Origin of the sequence: Flavobacterium sp. (assembly GCF_034111225.1) — a bacterium.
Lineage (GTDB): Bacteria > Bacteroidota > Bacteroidia > Flavobacteriales > Flavobacteriaceae > Flavobacterium.
In genome coordinates this window covers 1-19,038 of record NZ_JAWUXR010000011.1, presented here as the reverse complement: position 1 = coordinate 19,038, position 19,038 = coordinate 1, and the positions used below count along the sequence as shown (strand labels likewise).

Annotated in this window: 13 protein-coding genes; 7 read left to right on the top strand and 6 right to left on the bottom strand. The window is 32.7% G+C overall.

Going from position 1 to position 19,038, the window contains the following annotated elements:
* The first annotated feature begins 50 nt into the window (after positions 1-50).
* The 3 genes from UXY25_RS05295 (at position 51) to UXY25_RS05285 (ending at position 4,215) form a co-directional block, all read left to right on the top strand.
* Complete coding sequence (locus tag UXY25_RS05295) at positions 51-2,252, top strand: M1 family metallopeptidase (RefSeq protein ID WP_320814964.1); 2,202 nt, start codon at positions 51-53, stop codon at positions 2,250-2,252.
* A 487-nt stretch (positions 2,253-2,739) separates the two neighbouring features.
* Positions 2,740-3,249 carry a hypothetical protein gene (locus tag UXY25_RS05290; protein WP_320814963.1) on the top strand — a complete coding sequence of 170 codons (510 nt, stop codon included), beginning with the start codon at positions 2,740-2,742 and terminating at the stop codon, positions 3,247-3,249.
* A gap of 435 nt (positions 3,250-3,684) precedes the next feature.
* Positions 3,685-4,215, top strand: coding sequence for a hypothetical protein (locus tag UXY25_RS05285; RefSeq protein WP_320814962.1), 531 nt, complete (start codon positions 3,685-3,687; stop codon positions 4,213-4,215).
* A 57-nt stretch (positions 4,216-4,272) separates the two neighbouring features.
* Here the strand turns inward: UXY25_RS05285 and UXY25_RS05280 are convergent, their stop codons facing one another.
* Both UXY25_RS05280 and clpB read right to left on the bottom strand, forming a co-directional pair.
* Positions 4,273-4,779: a DUF4199 domain-containing protein gene (locus UXY25_RS05280; RefSeq protein WP_320814961.1), complete on the bottom strand. Its 507-nt coding sequence runs from the start codon at positions 4,777-4,779 to the stop codon at positions 4,273-4,275.
* Positions 4,780-4,865: 86 nt separating this feature from the next.
* A complete protein-coding gene (clpB, locus tag UXY25_RS05275) occupies positions 4,866-7,454 on the bottom strand; it encodes an ATP-dependent chaperone ClpB (RefSeq protein ID WP_320814960.1) in 2,589 nt (862 codons plus the stop codon).
* A gap of 141 nt (positions 7,455-7,595) precedes the next feature.
* Between clpB and ytxJ the strand changes: the two genes are divergently transcribed.
* A complete protein-coding gene (ytxJ, locus tag UXY25_RS05270; RefSeq protein ID WP_320814959.1) occupies positions 7,596-8,006 on the top strand; it encodes a bacillithiol system redox-active protein YtxJ in 411 nt (136 codons plus the stop codon).
* Between the two features lie 30 nt (positions 8,007-8,036).
* On the opposite strand, the gene UXY25_RS05265 is transcribed toward ytxJ, so the two are convergent.
* The 3 genes from UXY25_RS05265 to fahA form a co-directional block, all read right to left on the bottom strand.
* Positions 8,037-9,218 carry a hypothetical protein gene (locus UXY25_RS05265; RefSeq protein WP_320814958.1) on the bottom strand — a complete coding sequence of 394 codons (1,182 nt, stop codon included), beginning with the start codon at positions 9,216-9,218 and terminating at the stop codon, positions 8,037-8,039.
* 91 nt (positions 9,219-9,309) lie between these two features.
* Complete coding sequence (locus UXY25_RS05260; protein WP_320814957.1) at positions 9,310-9,480, bottom strand: hypothetical protein; 171 nt, start codon at positions 9,478-9,480, stop codon at positions 9,310-9,312.
* A gap of 428 nt (positions 9,481-9,908) precedes the next feature.
* The gene (gene fahA / locus UXY25_RS05255) at positions 9,909-11,192 is read right to left on the bottom strand and encodes a fumarylacetoacetase (protein ID WP_320814956.1); all 1,284 of its coding nucleotides are present in this window, start codon (positions 11,190-11,192) and stop codon (positions 9,909-9,911) included.
* A 113-nt stretch (positions 11,193-11,305) separates the two neighbouring features.
* Here fahA and glyA point away from each other — a divergent pair, with 113 nt between their 5' ends.
* Complete coding sequence (glyA, locus tag UXY25_RS05250; protein ID WP_320814955.1) at positions 11,306-12,580, top strand: serine hydroxymethyltransferase; 1,275 nt, start codon at positions 11,306-11,308, stop codon at positions 12,578-12,580.
* 73 nt (positions 12,581-12,653) lie between these two features.
* Here the strand turns inward: glyA and UXY25_RS05245 are convergent, their stop codons facing one another.
* Positions 12,654-13,679 (bottom strand): M28 family metallopeptidase, encoded by a 1,026-nt coding sequence (locus UXY25_RS05245; protein ID WP_320814954.1) that lies wholly within the window; start codon positions 13,677-13,679, stop codon positions 12,654-12,656.
* Between the two features lie 189 nt (positions 13,680-13,868).
* On the opposite strand from UXY25_RS05245, the gene UXY25_RS05240 reads away from it, so the two are divergent.
* The gene (locus tag UXY25_RS05240; RefSeq protein ID WP_320814953.1) at positions 13,869-14,258 is read left to right on the top strand and encodes a hypothetical protein; all 390 of its coding nucleotides are present in this window, start codon (positions 13,869-13,871) and stop codon (positions 14,256-14,258) included.
* Between the two features lie 6 nt (positions 14,259-14,264).
* A partial coding sequence (locus tag UXY25_RS05235; RefSeq protein ID WP_320814952.1) for a beta strand repeat-containing protein occupies positions 14,265-19,038 on the top strand: 4,774 nt, incomplete at its 3' end.

Sequence of the window (19,038 nt, the reverse complement as noted above, 5' to 3'; positions counted from 1 at the left end):
AAAAATTATTAATTATTAAAATTAATAAGGCAAACAAAAAAAATCAAATTATGAAAAAACTTTTATTAAAAGCAACCATTTTCATGGTTCTTTGTATAGGATTTTCTAGTGCATTTGCACAAAATTCTAATTACAGTTATTATGATGCATTTGCACCAAATTTTTACACAAAAAATGCCACAGAAACGCGTTCGGCAAGTGGAAAGCCAGGTGTGAAATATTGGCAAAACAAAGCAGATTATAAATTAACAGCGTCTTTAAATGAAGCTACAAATGAAATTAAAGGATCGGTTAATTTAACTTATACAAACAATAGTCCAGATGAGTTAAATTATATTTGGATGTATTTAGATCAAAATTTATTTTCGAAAGATTCTCGTGGAAATGCTGTTGTACCGGTTTCAGGTTCAAGAAACGGAGCAAAAGGAGAAGAGTTTGATGGAGGTCATAAAATTAGCCTATTAACCGTTAACGGTAAGTCTTCAAAATATGAAATTGTAGATACGCGCATGAAAGTGTATTTGGAAAAACCATTAAAATCAAATGGAGGAAAAATAAAAATTGCAATTAATTTTTCATTTGTTTCTCCAGAATACGGTTCAGATAGAATGGGTTATTTACCTACTAAAAACGGAACTATTTATACAATTGCACAATGGTATCCAAAAATGGCAGTTTATGATGATATAAGAGGATGGAACACACAACCTTATTTAGGGGCTGGAGAGTTTTATTGTGAATATGGAGATTTTGAAATGGCTATTACTGTTCCTGCAAATCACTTTGTAGTTTGCTCGGGTGAAATTATAAATGCTTCAGAAGTAATGAGTAAAGAAGAGCAAAATCGTTGGGCAAGAGCTAAAGAAAGCGAAAGTACTGTTATGATTCGTTCTTTAGACGATGTTAAGAAAGCAAATAAAACTTCGGCTACAAAAACATGGAAGTTTAAAATGACAAATTCAAGAGATGTTGCTTGGGCATCCTCAGCTTCTTTTATTATTGACGGAGCACGTATAAATTTACCTAGCGGAAAAAAATCAATGGCACTTTCAGCTTATCCAGAAGAAAGTGAAGGACAAAAAGCTTGGAGTCGTTCTACAGAATACACAAAAGCAAGTATCGAAGGTTACTCAAAGAGATGGTTTGAATACCCTTATCCAGCGGCAATAAATGTTGCAGGAAATGAAGGTGGAATGGAATATCCAGGAATTGTTTTTTGTAAATACTCTTCTAAAGGTTCATCTTTATGGGGTGTTACTGACCATGAATTTGGTCATGCATGGTTTCCAATGATTGTTGGTTCTAATGAAAGACAATTTGCTTGGATGGATGAAGGTTTTAATACGTTTATTAATGGTGTAAGTGCTGAAGATTTCAATAAAGGAGAATATGAAGAAAAGAAATTCAACATGCACCTTATGGCAGAAATGATGACTAAACCGGGCTTAGAGCCTGTTTATACTGCTCCAGATGGAATGAAAGAAAGAAACTTAGGTTTGTTAGCTTATATGAAACCAGGTACGGCATTAGCAACTTTACGCGAGCATGTTTTAGGAATTGACCGTTTTGATACTGCGTTTAAAACATATATAAAGAATTGGGCATTTAAACACCCAACTCCAGAGGACTTTTTTAGAACAATGGAGAATGCTTCAGGTGAAGATTTAGGTTGGTTTTGGAGAGGTTGGATTTTAAACAACTGGAGACTTGATCAAGCTGTTACAGATGTTAAATATGTAAAAAATAACCCAACAAAAGGAGCAATTATTACAATTGAAAATTTAGAAAAAATGGCAATGCCTGTTGTTTTAGAGATTGAAACAGTTAGTGGTGTTAAATCGCGTGTAAATTTACCTGTTGAAATTTGGCAACGAAATACTTCATGGTCATTTAGTTTTAATTCTACAGAAGAGTTGAAAACAATTGTAATTGACCCTGATAATGTATTGCCAGATTTTAATGATGAAAATAATAAATGGAAAACGGAAGGATTTGTAGCGCCAGCTCCAGGAAAATTGAGTGTTTACTCAGGAGTGTATTCTAGTAAGCAAATTCCAATTAAAGTTGAGTTTACTGAAGAAGACGATCAATTAGTATTAAATGCTACTGGTCAAGGACCTCTTCCATTAGATGATATGGGAAATAATACTTTCGGATTTGAACCTGCAGGTTTAGAAATTAAATTTTCTGACGATAATAAGAGTTTTAAACTAAACTATAATGGTCAAAGTTTTGACTTTGTCAAAGAATAATTAAATTACAACAATTATAAAAATTAAACAAAAGGCTATCCGAATTCGGGTAGCCTTTTGTATTATGTGTGTATATCATTAATTATTTTTTATATGCATTAGAGCAACTTTAATGTCTACTAGTTAAGTTCTTGGAATAAATTTTATTTAACATATTTATCTATGAATGGCATATATATAAGTTTAAAATAATAGAATGTAAATTTATCCGACAAGGGTAAAATGAGGTTAAAAGTATAACTATAAATTAACAATTTTAATCACATGTATTAACAGATATTTTAAGCTATATAGGTTATATTAGTGGAGTTAAGCGTTTTTATCAAATCAAGAAATTATAATTAAAAAAATATCAATAATAAAAAGGGGAAGTAAATTTAAGCCTTAAAATTTAAAATTATTTTAGTATAACTAATTTAAAAAACCAAACATTATGAAAACTAAAAAACCAATTATTATGAAAACAATTGCTTTAGTATTATTATGCATGACAACGACATTGTCTTTTTCGCAAAATAGAAATAATCTTAGTGATTCAAATAATGATAATTTAGAATTGAGAGAATTACCAGAAATCGTATTAACCAAAATCGGAGATGACTTTTCTATTTATCTTCCAGAAAAACATCCTGATTTATATGTTCAACAATTACAAGACTTTTTTATATCCTACGACTTAGGTAAAGATTTTGAAGGTTATGATAACTATTTGGTTATCATGAAAAACGATAAAGGAGTCTTAACAGCTAGATATAATGAAAAAGGAAAATTAATAAATGTTATTGAGAAGTATGAAAGTATTATCTTACCTAATGAAGTATTGTACTCTGTATCCAAAAACTTTCCGGGATGGGATATTGTTAAAGATAAATATTTATATGCCCAAAGTGATGGTCATATAGACAAAAAAGAATATTCTATAAAAATTAAAAATGATAAAAAAACTAAAAGACTTTTGTTGTCTTCTAACGGAGAGATATTAAAAGGATTAGATTAATAATAGTTAATTTTTTTTTTAAAAAAAAAGCCTCAAATTGAGGCTTTTTTGTTTTTTTTAAATGTAGGAAATCACTATTATTAAAGATAGAATTTCTATATGCTTAATAGTATAACCATCAAATGGTGTGAAATTAAATGGCCTCATTTATTTAACATATTTATCTATGAATTGCATATATATAAGTTTAAAATAATAGAATGTAAATTTATCCGATAAAGATAAAATTAGGTTAAAAAGTATAACGTTTAATTAACGTATTGATCGTTAGTAATTAACAGATGTTTTAAGAAGTATAGATTAAATTTGTTGTGTAAATATATAAATACGATAGAGATAATAATTTAAAATATAGCCAACAATCAAAAAGGGGAAGAAATTGTAAACCTTAAATTTTAAATTATTTAATATAACTAATTTAAAAAACCAATTATTATGAAAACATTTGTTTTAATATTATTATGTATAACATCATTATCTTATTCGCAAAATAAAATTAACCTTAGCGATTCAAATAATGATAATTTAGCACTAAGAGAATTACCAGAAATTGTATTGACTAAAATAGGAGATGATTTTTCTATTTATCTTCCAGATAAACATCCTGATTTGCACGTTCAACAAATGGAGGATTTTTTTATATCATATGATTTAGGTAAAGATTATGAAGGTTTTGATAACTATTTGGTTATCATGAGAAACGATAAAGGAACCTTAACAGCTAGATATAATCAAAAAGGAAAATTAATAAATGTTATTGAAAAGTATGAAAGTATTACTTTACCTAATGAAGTATTATATTCTGTTTCTAAAAACTATCCAGGCTGGGATATTGTTAAAGACAAATATTTATATGCTCAAAGTGATGGTCATGTAGACAAAAAAGAATACTCTATAAAAATTAAAAACGATAAAAAAACGAAAAAACTTTTACTTTCATCTAATGGAGAAATCTTAAAAGAATAGATCAACAATAGATCGATATTTAAATTTAAAAAGCCTCAAATTGAGGCTTTTTTGTTTTTATTTCTTTTTTAAAATTAATGCAGAAATTAAAGAAACAACTATACCTATAGGTAAAATTTCCATAAGAGTTAAAAGTACAATCATTATTGGGCTTTTATACCACTCTTTCATCATTTCCATTTCTTCTGACTTAGCAGCAAGTTCTTCTAAATTTCCTTCTGCTTTTAATTTATTAAGAACTAAGTCACTGTATTGTTCCATAAAATTTGGAAAGAAATTATAATAGATTACTAACCAAACTAGTACATAAATAGTTGAAATAATTAGCGCTATGTATAAACCAGTTAAAAATGCTTTGCCAAATGTAATTTTATCTTCATTTGTTTCTCTAACTTTTTTTACGCCTAAAAATAAAAATGTAAAAGCTAATAGCATACTTGCAAAACCTATAATCGCACTTGGCTCGTTATTAGGATTTGATTTCATGTACAAAGTCATACAAGTCATAACAATTGAAACGATCAATCCGCCTAGAAGTCCATTTTTTAAAATAATATTTTTCATACCTAAATGGTTTATAGCCAAATATAAATAAAAAATCCTCAAGGAAATTATTTCTTTGAGGACTTAAACTAACTTAAATATATTAATTATTCATTTCTAAAAACTAATTTTCCTTCAAAACTATCAAGTAGGATAATACTATCTGTTGTGATTGTTCCTGCTAAGATGTCTTTTGATAAAGCGTTTAATACTTCGCGTTGAATAACTCTTTTAACTGGTCTTGCTCCATATTGAGGATCAAATCCTTTTTCTGCTAAATAATCTATCGCTTCTTCAGTAACATCCATTGTAATTTGTTGTTGTGCAAGCATTTTAGTTACGTTTTTCAGCTGAATAGCAACAATTTTTCTAATGTTTTCTGTTGTTAAAGGTGTAAATAATACGATTTCATCAATACGATTTATAAATTCAGGACGAACGGTTTGTTTCAATAAACCTAATACTTCTTTTTTAGCAACTTCGGTTATATCTTCAATATTACCTTTTAAGTTTTCAAACTTTTCTTGAATAATTTCACTTCCCATATTAGAAGTCATAATTATAATAGTGTTTTTAAAATCGGCAGTTCTTCCTTTATTATCGGTTAATCTTCCTTCATCTAAAACTTGTAATAATATATTAAAAGTATCAGGATGTGCTTTTTCAATTTCGTCTAATAAAACAACCGAATAAGGTTTTCTACGAACAGCTTCTGTCAATTGACCTCCTTCGTCATAACCAACATATCCAGGAGGTGCGCCAACTAATCGACTTACACTATGGCGTTCTTGATATTCACTCATATCTATACGAGTCATTGCATTTTCATCGTCAAATAAGTATTCTGCAAGAGCTTTTGCAAGTTCTGTTTTACCCACACCTGTTGTTCCAAGAAATAAGAATGAACCAATAGGTTTTTTCATGTCTTGTAATCCTGCGCGACTTCTACGAACAGCATCACTAACTGCTTCAATTGCTTCTTCTTGTCCTACAACTCTATGGTGCAGTTCGTCTTCTAGTTTTAAAAGTTTTTCCCTTTCTCCTTGAAGCATTTTCATTACCGGAACACCAGTCCATTTTGCAACAATTTCTGCAATGTCTTCGCGTGTTACTTCTTCTTTAATTAAAGCTGTTCCATCTTGGTTTTCTGCTAATTGTTTTTGTAATGCATCTAAACGTTCTTGCGCTTCTTTTGTTTTACCATAGCGAATTTCAGCTACTTTTCCATAGTCACCATCGCGTTCTGCGCGTTCCGCTTCTAATTTGAAGTCTTCTAGCTCTTGTTTTACATTTTGAACAGCATCAACAACATCTTTTTCCGCTTTCCATTTTGTATATATTTCGTTTCGATCTTCTTTTAAATTTGCTAAATCTAAACCTAATGATTTTAGTTTGGTTTCGTCATTCTCTCTTTTAATGGCTTCAATTTCAATTTCTAATTGCATTATTTTGCGATCAAGAACGTCTAATTCTTCTGGTTTAGAATTGATTTCCATTCTTAATTTTGAAGCCGCTTCATCCATTAAGTCAATTGCTTTGTCTGGAAGAAAACGATTGGTAATATAGCGTTGAGATAATTCTACAGCAGCTATAATTGCATCATCTTGAATACGAACTTTATGATGTGTTTCGTATTTTTCTTTAATTCCTCGAAGTATAGAAATGGCACTTTCTGTATCAGGTTCATCAACAATAATTTTTTGAAAACGTCTTTCTAGAGCTTTGTCCTTTTCGAAATATTTTTGATATTCATCTAAAGTTGTTGCTCCAATAGCGCGAAGTTCTCCACGTGCAAGTGCAGGTTTTAGAATGTTTGCTGCATCCATAGCGCCTTCGCCACCACCGGCTCCAACAAGTGTGTGAATTTCATCTATAAAAAGAACAATATCTCCTTCAGCAGATGTTACTTCTTTTACAACCGATTTTAATCGTTCTTCAAATTCTCCTTTGTATTTAGCTCCGGCAATCAAAGCTCCCATGTCTAAAGAGAAGACGATTTTATCTTTTAAGTTTTCAGGCACATCACCATCTACAATTCTATGCGCTAAACCTTCTGCAATTGCTGTTTTACCAACTCCAGGCTCACCCACAAGCATTGGATTATTTTTTGTTCTACGTGTAAGAATTTGTAAAACCCTACGGATTTCTTCATCACGACCAATTACTGGGTCTAATTTTCCATTACGAGCCAACTCATTTAAATTCTTAGCGTATTTATTCAATGCATTATAAGTTTCTTCGGCAGAAGCAGATGTTACATTTTCTCCTTTACGCATTTCTGCTATGGCGCTATCTAAACCTTTTTCAGTCACTCCTTGATCTTTTAATATTTGACCAACTTTGCTTTTTGATTTAAAAATACCCAATATCAAATGTTCAATTGAAACATATTCATCTTTCATTTTTTGAGCAATTGAAATGGCTTCATTTAGCATTTGTGAAGCATTTCTTGATAATTGTATTTCTCCTCCCGTTACTTTAGGGAAACTTTGTATTGTACTGTCTAGAATTTTCTTAAATAAGTCTAGGTTTACATTAAGTTTTTTAAGTATGAACGGAGTTACATTTTCATCAACTTCTAAGATTGCTTTGAAAATATGTTCATTTTCAATTTGTTGGTTTTCAAAACCATGTGCAATTTGCTGTGCTTGCTGCAAAGCTTCTTGCGATTTTATAGTTAAATTATTTAAGTTCATTTGTATTTGTGTTAGTTGTATTACTATTTACTTGAAATATTTCTTGTAAATTTGTAGTGTAGAAATCAATAAGTGTACCTCTACAAAAGTAACGACAAAATGGCTTGTTTTATATGATATTTATCACTTAAAGCAGACAAAATGTCAGAAAATAAGACAAAAATGAGTTTTTTTAATAAAATGTTTGGAACAAATGAAGAAGGAAGTTCTTCTCCAAAAGTGAATTGGAATCAGTTAGATGATTTAAAAGTAATTGATGAAGCTATTGCTCTTTCTTATGAAAAGCCGGTTATTCTTTTTAAGCACAGTTCACGTTGTAGTATAAGTAGATTTGCTTTAAAGCAGTTTGAAAACGATTATAATTTTAGTTCAGAGCAGCTAGAGCCGTTTTTCCTAGATTTAATAAATCATAGAAATATTTCAAATGAAATTGCTGAACGTTTTCAAGTTGAACATCAGTCACCTCAATTAATTGTGGTAAAAGAAGGAGTAGCGATATTTAGCTCGACCCATAGCGATATAGAAGCTGAAATTTTAAATAAATTTGTATAAAAAAAGTCCTGCAATTTGCAGGACTTTTTTTTATCGTCTAAATTTATTATTGGTAATAATACTTTTTAGTTTGGCTTTTAAATCTTCGCCAGTATCGTAGACCATTTGTTCATTTGAGGGAAAAGGAACTGATCTTCTGTCAAAATATTGGTAATAAGTATCTTCGCAAGCGCGCTTATCTCCATTGTAATTTGCATATATATAATCAAAAATGAATTCGCTTGCAACAGGAAAAGCATCGATTAATTGATTGTTTCTAAAATCAATATAGTCTACTTTAGCTGTTACTTGACACGATTTGAATTGTGTGAATTCATAAATACTTACAGAGATTGTTTTGAAATTATCTACTTTAATAGGGTTTCCTAAACTGTCTTTTACAACATTTCCATTATTATCTAAAAGCGTTTTGACACCGTCTTTGATTTGCTTTTCTTTTACGAATTGTTTCTCTTTTACTTGTTCAGGTGAGATATTGATTTGTCTAAAATTAACAATCATTCCAAAATCATATTTAATATTTTTTTGCTTGTTGTTATGATATACTGTCCATTTGTCGTTAATTCCGTAAGTGCTAAAATCTAGTAAATCATCTTGAAGACGAGCAGGAATTACCATGTTTGTTTCATTCTTAGTGTATACATGAACAAAATCAGTTCCTTTAAACTGTGCTTGATCCATTAAAGATCTTACATCTTGATAATTTGGATTTAATTTATCCAAATACATTAAATCATCAAAAGCTTGTCTGAAATCCATTTTATTAGATGAACCCATCATTTTTTTAGCATTATTATATAAGTACCCTGATAAATTACTTTTACTATTTACAATTTGATCTGAATAATCATCCATAGGGAAAATAGCATTTCTTCCTTCTTTATGAAGAGGTAATGGTAAAAGAGGTTTAATTCTCTCTTGACGATTTCTTAACTGCGTATATAGGTTAAAAATGCGTTCGTAGTTAGCTGGATTATTTTCCTTTTTTATAAGGTTTAAACTGTTGATGTCTCTGGCTTTAGCTTTAGCAAATGCTTCTTCTAATAAATAAACATAATCTTGTTTTCCTTTTGAAGTTTTATTTGAACTTAAGCTATTTATTGCATTATCAATTGCAGCATCGTAATTTCCATTGCTTAAAAGCGTTTGTGTTTGCTTTACACCACAAGCAATAAATAGGGTTGCAATAAATAAAAGAGTAATTTTTTTCATATATATAGGTATTTATTTTTCAAAGATAATATTTTGAAGTATTTATCTTTAATTCAGTTCGTTTTTTTTGAAAATTCAAAAACGATGCCAATTATTTTTCTTTTCTATATTCTAGATCGTATTCAGCTGTCCAAGTTGTTCCATTATTCTTTGATATTTCTCCAAGTTGACGCACAAAACCGTTTTGTAATTTAAAAAAAGTTAATTTTCTAATTGCTTTTGTTTTTTCATCTAATTGAAATTCATTGGTTAAAAATTCCATTTTATTGTTTTCAAATTTTCCAAAAAGATATTCAGTACTGCCTCCTACATTATCAACCCAAGTTTGTTGCCATTGTTTTGTATTTGAGTTATATGTGTTATAGCTTTTTCCAGCATAAATTAATCCACTAGGTACTTTATTTGCTGAAGTCCATTCTTCAAGAACAATACAATTGTCTAATATTTTAGATATTTTACTATGTCCAGCAATATTTCCTTTTAATTCATAAACTGTCCATTCTCCAACCCAAAAATCAAATTGATTATATGTTGTGTCTTTTTCACATGGTTTTTGAGAAAAAACACTAAAAGTTGTTAGTAAAAGGACTATTGTGATTTTTGATAATTTAATAATATTATATTTTTAAAATAAAAACAAGGGTGATTTAATAAAAAATTCCCTTGCATTTATATAAAAGTAAATTGATTTTATTTTAAATCTAAAGCAGGTAATAGTTTGCTTGAGCATTCTCCAAAACCTATTCTTACTTCATTATTTTTACAATGTCCTTTGATAATTACAGTGTCATTGTCGTTAATGAACTTTCTTTCAGAACCATCTTTCATCGGGATTGTGTTTTTTCCTCCCCAAGATAATTCAAGCATAGATCCATAACTAGCGGGAGTTGGTCCAGAAATTGTACCACTTCCCATCATATCTCCAGAATTCACTCTACATCCATTAACGGTATGATGTGCTAATTGTTGCGACATTGACCAATACATGTGCTTGAAATTAGAATTAGAAACAATTGTTTCTTCTCCATTTTCTGGTTGAATGCCCACTTGAAGGTTAATGTCATAAGAATGGTTTCCTTCTTGTTGTAAATAAGGTAATGGAGTAGGAGATTGGTCTGGTCCTTTTACTCTAAACGGTTCTAAAGCATCCATAGTTACAATCCATGGAGAAATTGAAGAAGCAAAGTTTTTAGCCAAGAATGGCCCTAATGGCACATATTCCCATTTCTGAATATCACGTGCGCTCCAGTCATTAAACAATACCATTCCAAAAATATAATCTTCTGCTTCATTAATAGGAATAGGTTCTCCCATTAAGTTAGCATCTGTGGTAATAAAAGCTGTTTCTAGTTCAAAATCAACTAAACGTGAAGGTCCAAATACTGGTGTAGTTTCCCCGGCAGGTAAAGTTTGTCCATTTGGTCTTCTTACAGGGACGCCACTTGGTACAATTGTAGAACTTCTACCATGATATCCTACAGGAATGTGTAGCCAATTTGGTAATAAAGCATTTTCTGGATCACGAAACATTGTTCCTACGTTAGTAGCATGTTCTTTACTGCTATAAAAATCAGTATAATCACCTATTTGTACAGGAAGTAACATTTCAATTTCGCTCATTTCAAAAAGAATAATTTCTCTTTCTTTCACATTATCACGAAGCAACGGATTAGTTTTGTCGAATAACTCAGCAAGTCTATTTCTAACCAAGCGCCATGTTTTCTTTCCATCAGATATAAAATCGTTTAAAGTATCCTGCATGAACATGTCATCAGTTAACTCAATTCCTTTAAAATAACCTAATCTTTGTAAAGCTCCCATGTCAATTGCAGTATCTCCAATTCGGGTTCCAATAGTAATATCGTCATTCTTTGTTATAAAAACACCAAAAGGAATATTTTGAATTGGGAAATCACTGTTCTGAGTAACATTTATCCAAGAAGTTCTCTTCGGGTCGTTTGCTATATTTGACATATTTTTATATGTTAATTTGTTGTTGAAAAATTATAAACCAAATATAAAGTTTACTATCAATTTAACAAACCTTTTTCGTAATTTTGACCTAATTTTAACGAATATTTATTGAAATGCAACGCGACGAACAAATTTTTGACCTTATTCTTGACGAACAAGACAGACAAATTCACGGATTAGAACTTATCGCTTCAGAAAACTTTGTAAGTGACGAAGTAATGGAAGCAGCTGGTTCTGTATTAACTAATAAATATGCTGAGGGATATCCTGGAAAGCGTTATTATGGGGGTTGTGAAGTTGTAGATATTGTGGAGCAAATAGCAATTGATAGAGCGAAAGAACTTTTTGGTGCTGCATATGTAAATGTTCAGCCTCATTCTGGTTCACAGGCTAATACTGCTGTTTTTGCAGCTTGCCTTCAGCCTGGAGATAAAATTTTAGGTTTTGACTTGTCTCATGGTGGGCATTTAACGCACGGTTCTCCTGTAAATTTTTCAGGTAAATTATATTCGCCAAGTTTTTATGGAGTTGATAAAGAAACGGGAGTTTTAAATTATGATAAAATTCAAGAAATTGCTTTAGCAGAAAAGCCAAAAATGATTATCGCTGGAGCTTCGGCTTATTCTAGAGATATGGATTTTGCTCGTTTTAGAGTGATAGCTGATAGTGTTGGTGCATTGTTGTTAGCGGATATTTCACATCCTGCTGGAATGATTGCTAAAGGTTTGTTATCTGACCCAATTCCACATTGCCATATTGTAACAACTACAACGCACAAGACTTTAAGAGGTCCAAGAGGTGGAATGATTATGATGGGTAAAGATTTTGAAAACCCTTGGGGTTTAAAAACGCCAAAAGGAGATATTAGAATGATGTCTCATGTTTTAGATATGTCGGTTTTTCCTGGAAATCAAGGTGGACCTTTAATGCATATTATTGCTGCAAAAGCAGTTGCTTTTGGAGAAGCTTTAACTGATGAATTTTTTAGATATACTTTACAAACGCAAAAGAATGCAAAAGCAATGGCTGAAGCATTTGTAAAAAGAGGATATAATATTATTTCTGGAGGAACGGATAATCACATGATGTTAATTGACTTGAGAAATAAAAATATTACAGGAAAAGAAGCTGAAAATGCATTGGTAAAAGCTGAAATTACTGTGAACAAAAATATGGTTCCTTTTGATGATAAATCGCCATTTGTAACTTCTGGTATTAGAGTAGGAACACCAGCGGTTACTACAAGAGGTTTGGTTGAAAGCGATATGGAAACTATTGTTGCTTTAATGGATAAAGTAATTATGAACCATACAAATGAAGAAGTTTTAGAACAAGTTGCCGATGAGGTTAATGAGTTAATGGGTGAAAGAGCAATGTTTGTTTTTTAACTCCTTAATTATATATAAAAAAAACTCCCGAAATTTTCGGGAGTTTTTTTATGATTTAAATTGTAACGAAAAATTATTTTCCATCTCTATCTACTTTAATTTTTTCGGGTCTATTTGCAATTTCCCAAGCTAATGTAAAAGCTAGTTGTGCTCTTTTTGCCAATGCATCATATTCAATTTTATCAGGTGTATCAGATGCTTTATGGTAATCATCATGAATTCCGTTAAAAAAGAAAACAGCCGGAACTCCTTTTTTTGCAAAGTTATAATGGTCAGAACGATAATAAATACGTTCAGGATCGTTTCTGTCGTTATATTTATAGTCCAATTCTAAATTTGTATATTTTGCATTCATTTCTTCATTAATAGAGTGAAGTTCACTACTTAATCTGTCAGAGCCAATTACATAAATATAGTTATTTGTATTTGGATGTAAAGTATCTCTTCTTCCTACCATGTCAATATTTATATCAACTACCGTATTCTTTAATGGAAAAAGAGGATTTTCTGAATAATATCTAGAACCATGTAAACCATGTTCTTCACCAGTTACATGTAAAAATAAAATAGACCTTTTTGGTCCATGACCTTCTTTTTGGGCCATTTTAAAAGCTTGTGCAATTTCTAATAATGCAACAGTTCCAGAGCCATCATCATCAGCGCCATTGTATACTTCTCCATTCTTCATCCCAACATGGTCGTAATGAGCAGATATTACTACAATTTCTTCAGGTTTCTCGCTCCCTTTAATAAAGGCCCAAATGTTTTCTGAATCTGGTAATTTAGGTGCAAAGCCTTTTGACATAAATTCTGATGGCACTTTTTGATACCAATTTTGAGCACCAAGAGGAAATGAGATTCCGTTTTTAATATATTGTTCAATTAAGTATTTCCCTGCTTCCTTTTGTCCTTTTGTACCAGTATCTCTTCCTTCCATTGCATCAGATGCTACAATATATAAATGATCACTTAATTCATTTGCAGTAATTGAGTTCATGTATTTTGAAACATCCGCAGTGTTAGATTGAGTTTTCTTTGTTGAAGAGCAACTAGAAACTAATAAGCATAAAATTGAAATTGGTATTAAAATTTTTTTCATGTATATTTTAATTATATAAGGTAAATATAGATATTAGTTATTAACTAAAAAGATTTGTTACAAAATTTTTAACTTAATTTTAATTATTGTTTTAATAAGTTGTAAATCGAAAAATATTGTGAAATAAATTTGCTAGATTGTTAAGATTAATCTAAATTTCATCCGAAAATCTATTTAAGCTGTTAAATTATGAAAAAAACTACATTATTATTATTTATTGCATTTTTGTGCTATAATTTTGTAAGTGCTCAAGAATCAAAAACTTCTAATTACAACCTACCCCCAGGTTGTGTCTTAAAACAAAAAGTTAAGCTTTTTGATTTATCATATAAATTAGAAGGTAAATCATCAACACATAATTTTTCTCAATCTGACCTAGCAGTAATAAAAGATATTCCTTTAAGTGAAATAGAAAATTATAAAAACATAGACCTTTCTTATTATAATTATTATAAAGAGGGACTATCTTTTTTTGATAGCTTATCTAGCAAGGTAAAACAAACATTTACCATAACTGAACTATGGTATATATATGTTTTTGATCAAGATTTAAAAAACAAACTAATAACTATTAAATAATTTACTATGAAAAAAATTTACTTATTAGTTTTAGGGATTGTTTTATTATGTGACTTTTCATTATATAGTCAAACTTATACAATGGCAAATGGTGCTAATGGAACAAGGACTACATGTACTGGAACATTTGTAGATGGTGGTGGAGCAGGTGATTACGCTGCATCTCAAAATAGTACGATTACTTTTTGTCCAACAACACCAACAGATAAGATTAGAGTTTCATTTACTGCCTTTAATACAGAGTCAATTGGAACTACTTGTTATGATTACTTGGATTTATGGCAAGCTAATGCTGTAGGAGCTCTTGGAACTCAAAGCGATAGGTTTTGTGGCAATCTTGGAGCTTTTGTGGTTACTTCTACTAGCCCTGACGGCTGTGTCTCTTTTCGGTTCATTTCGGACGGATCAGTCCAACGTGCAGGCTGGTCAGCAACAATTTCATGTGTTACCCCATGTACTCCACCTTCAGCAGCTTTAGTAACAAGTTCAACCGTTGATATATGTTCTAGTAATTCTTTAAATCCAGGTTCAACTACTGTTGCTTTTGATGCTTCAAATTCAACTACACCAAGTGGAACATTAGTTAGATATGAATGGGATTGGGGAGATGGTACAACAAATATTACAGCAACTCCAACAACAAATCATACTTTCCCAACCACTGGAGGTTTATACTTAGTTAGACTTAGGGTTAGAAATAATAATTTTGCCACAGATCCACTTGGATGTTTAAGTTCCAATTCCGTCACAAGGACAATACGTGTGATGCCAACACCTCTTTTTACAGGTACATCAGGAACTCCAGTTTCTATCAATTGTGGTAGTTCGGTTACCTTAGATGGCCAAGCTTTATCTCAAACAATAGTTCAAACTACTCCAACTATAATATCAGGGCCAGTTAGTTTGCCTGATGGTTCTGGAGCTAGTTATAATTCAACATTAGACTTTTCAGGGTTGTTTCCGCCAGGATCAACTATGACTGCCGGCTGTTACCCTACATTATCTTTTGATTTAGAACATTCTTTCTCAGGAGATTTACAAATTTCATTAATTGCCCCTTCTGGACAGACCGTTATGGTTTTTAATCAACATGGTGGCGCTAATAACTTCGGTACTTGTACAAATGGTGCAGATGACGGAGTACCAGGGTGCGTAGCTACTTATTCAGTAGTTAATGCAGGTGGGGTGGCATGGACTGCTGCAGGAGTAACTACTACGGCTACCGCAACTTGTGGTGTTTATGCCGGGGCTTGTGAAACAGGGAATTATTATATTCCTCAAACTTATACCTCAACAAATCCTTTTACACCTTTAAATGGGGCAGCTTTAAATGGGGTATGGACATTGCGAGTAACAGATAATTTGACATATGATGATGGTGTATTATCAAATTGGTCTTTAACTTTTCCAACATCTTGTTATGCAAATTTATTGTCAGAAACACCTGACTTAGTTACTGCAACATGGAGTCATTCAGGAGCAGGCCCTACTATTCCTGCTCAAACAACGACTAGTGTAGTGGTTAATAATCCTGGTCCATCGTGTCCAGCGCCAGGACCATGTGTTGGAAATGAATTGTCTAATGATATTAATTTAGGTCCATTTACTACAGCTGGTGCTTATACTTATACTTTTACTGTTACTGATCAATACGGGTGTCGATATAATAGAAATGTAGTTGTAAATGTTACAGCTGTATGTCCAACAGCAGCAATTAGTTATGTGGGAACTCCTTTTTGTAGATCTAATGCAACAGCCCAATCGGTTACTTTATCTGGAACAGGGCCTTATACTGGAGGAACATTTAGTTCAACTGCAGGATTGACTATCAATGCTACAACTGGTGCTATCACTCCTAGCACAAGTACAACGGGAACATATACAGTTACTTATACTATTCCAATTAGTTCATGCTGTGCCTCAGTAGTTACTGCAACTACAAGTGTAACTATTACAGCAGTGCCAACCGCAATGATTAGTTATGCAGGGACGCCATTTTGTAGAAGTGTTGCTACTGCACAGTCAGTTACTATATCAGGAACTGGCGCATATACTGGTGGAACTTATAGTTCAACAGCTGGATTAAGTATTAATTCATCAACAGGAGCTATAACACCAAGTACAAGTACAGCAGGAACTTATACAGTTACGTATACTATTGCTGCAAGTGCAGGATGTTCAGCAGTTCCAGTTACCACAAGTGTAACTATTACTCCATTAAATACTGTTGCACCAGGAACAAGTCAAACAGTTTGTGTCAATTCAGCTATTACAACAATAAATTTAGCTACTACCGGAGCTACTGGAGCTACCGTTGCAGGATTACCTGCTGGAGTTACGGGTTCATGGGCTGGAAATGTTGTTACTATAAGTGGAACACCAACAGCATCAGGAACGTTTAACTATACAGTAACAACAACTGGAGGTTGTCCACCAGCAACAACAACTGGAACAATTACAGTTAACCCAATAATAAGCCCTACAATTAACTGTGGTATTTCTACAGCATCATCAGTTAATTTTACATGGACGGCAGTTCCTGGAGCTACAAGTTATACAGTATCTTATACTGTAAATGCAGGAGCACCAACGGCAACAACCAATATAGGAAATGTACTTACTTATTCGGTAAATTCATTGTCACCATCAGATTCAGTTCAACTGACATTAACACCAGTTGGGGGAGTCGGAACCTGTTTTGCTTCATCTTCAATAACATGTGTTGCAAGCGCATGTGTTCCACCTACTTTGACTTTAACATCAGCAGCAGGTACAAACTCACAAGCCGTTTGTATTAATTCTACATTAACATCGATAGTATATACTTTAAACCCTGGTATACCAGCAGCTACAAATGTCAGTTTAACGGCAGGGGCTTTCCCAGCAGGAATAACTGGAAGTTTTGCAGCAGGAGTTTATACTATAAGTGGAACACCAACGGCATCAGGAACGTTTAACTATACATTGTCAACTACAGGAGGTTGTACAACAACGACAGTAATGGGAACAATTACAGTTACTCCATTAAATACTGTTGCACCAGGAACTAGTCAAACAGTTTGTATCAATACAGCTATTTCTACAATTACATTAGCTACAACCGGAGCTACTGGAGCTACAGTTGCAGGATTACCAGCAGGTGTTACAGGTTCATGGTCAGGAAATGTAGTAACAATAAGTGGTACACCTACGGCTTCAGGAACATTCAATTATACAGTAACCACAACTGGCGGATGTCCACCTGCAACTACAACAGGAACTATTACAGTTACTCCTTTAAATACAATAGCTCCAGGAACTAGTCAGACAGTTTGTGTCAATACAGCTATTTCTACAATTACATTAGCTACAACCGGAGCAACCGGAGCAACGGTAACCGGCTTACCAGCAGGAGTTACAGGTTCATGGTCAGGAAATGTAGTAACAATAAGTGGTACACCTACAGCTTCAGGAACATTCAATTATACAGTAACCACAACTGGGGGATGTCCACCTGCAACTACAACAGGAACTATTACAGTAACAGGAGCTATTATTCCCGTTACAGGATTTACATATACTACTCCAGTTTGTTCAAATAGTGCAAATGTTTCACCGATATTAGTTCCTGGATTTACTTCAGGAGGAACATTTTCTGCTTTGCCAGCTGGACTATCTATTAATGCTGCAACTGGAGAAATTACAGTGTCAACAAGTACACCAGGGGCATATACAGTTACATATAATTTCCCAGCGTCTGCATGTGGATTAGCAGCTAGTAGCAACGCTAATATTACAATTACATTATTACCTACTGCAATGATTAGCTATACAGGTACGCCATTTTGTACAAGTTTAGTTGGTTCTCAGCCTGTTACTTTGTCAGGAACAGGAGCTTATACTGGAGGAACATTTAGTTCAGCAGTAGGATTAACTATCAATGCTACTACTGGAGCGATTACTCCAAGCTCAAGTACAGCAGGTACTTATACTGTTACTTATACAATCCCAGCAAGTGGAGGATGCCCAGCCGTTCCAGTTACTACCTCAGTAACAATAACAGCTGCACCAACCGCAATGATTAGTTATGCAGGTACACCATTTTGTACAAGTTTAGTCGGTTCTCAGGCTGTTACGTTATCAGGAACAGGGGCTTATACTGGAGGAACATTTAGTTCAACTGCAGGATTAACCATCAATGCTACAACAGGAGCAATTACACCAAGCTCAAGTACAGCAGGTACTTATACAGTTACGTATACAATTCCAGCAAGTGCAGGATGTTCAGCTGTTCCAGTTACTACCTCAGTAACAATAACAACAGCGCCTACAGCAATGATTAGTTATGCAGGTACACCATTTTGTACTACTGTTTCTACAGAAGAGCCAGTTACTTTATCAGGAACTGGAGCTTATACAGGCGGAACATTTAGTTCAACTGCTGGATTAACTATTAATTCAACAACTGGAGCAATTACTCCAAGTACAAGTACAGCAGGTATTTATACAGTTACGTATACAATTCCAGCAAGTGGAGGATGTTCAGCAGTACCCGTTACGACAAGTGTAACTATTACAGCTGCACCAACAGCAGCAATTAGTTATGTTGGTACGCCATTTTGTACAAGTGTTGCTACAGCTCAATCAGTTACTTTATCAGGAACTGGAGCTTACACAGGAGGAACTTACACAGTTACACCAGCTGGATTGAGTATCAATTCAGGAACAGGAGCAATTACACCAAGTACAAGTACAGCAGGTACTTATACAGTTACTTATACCATTCCAGCAAGTGGAGGAT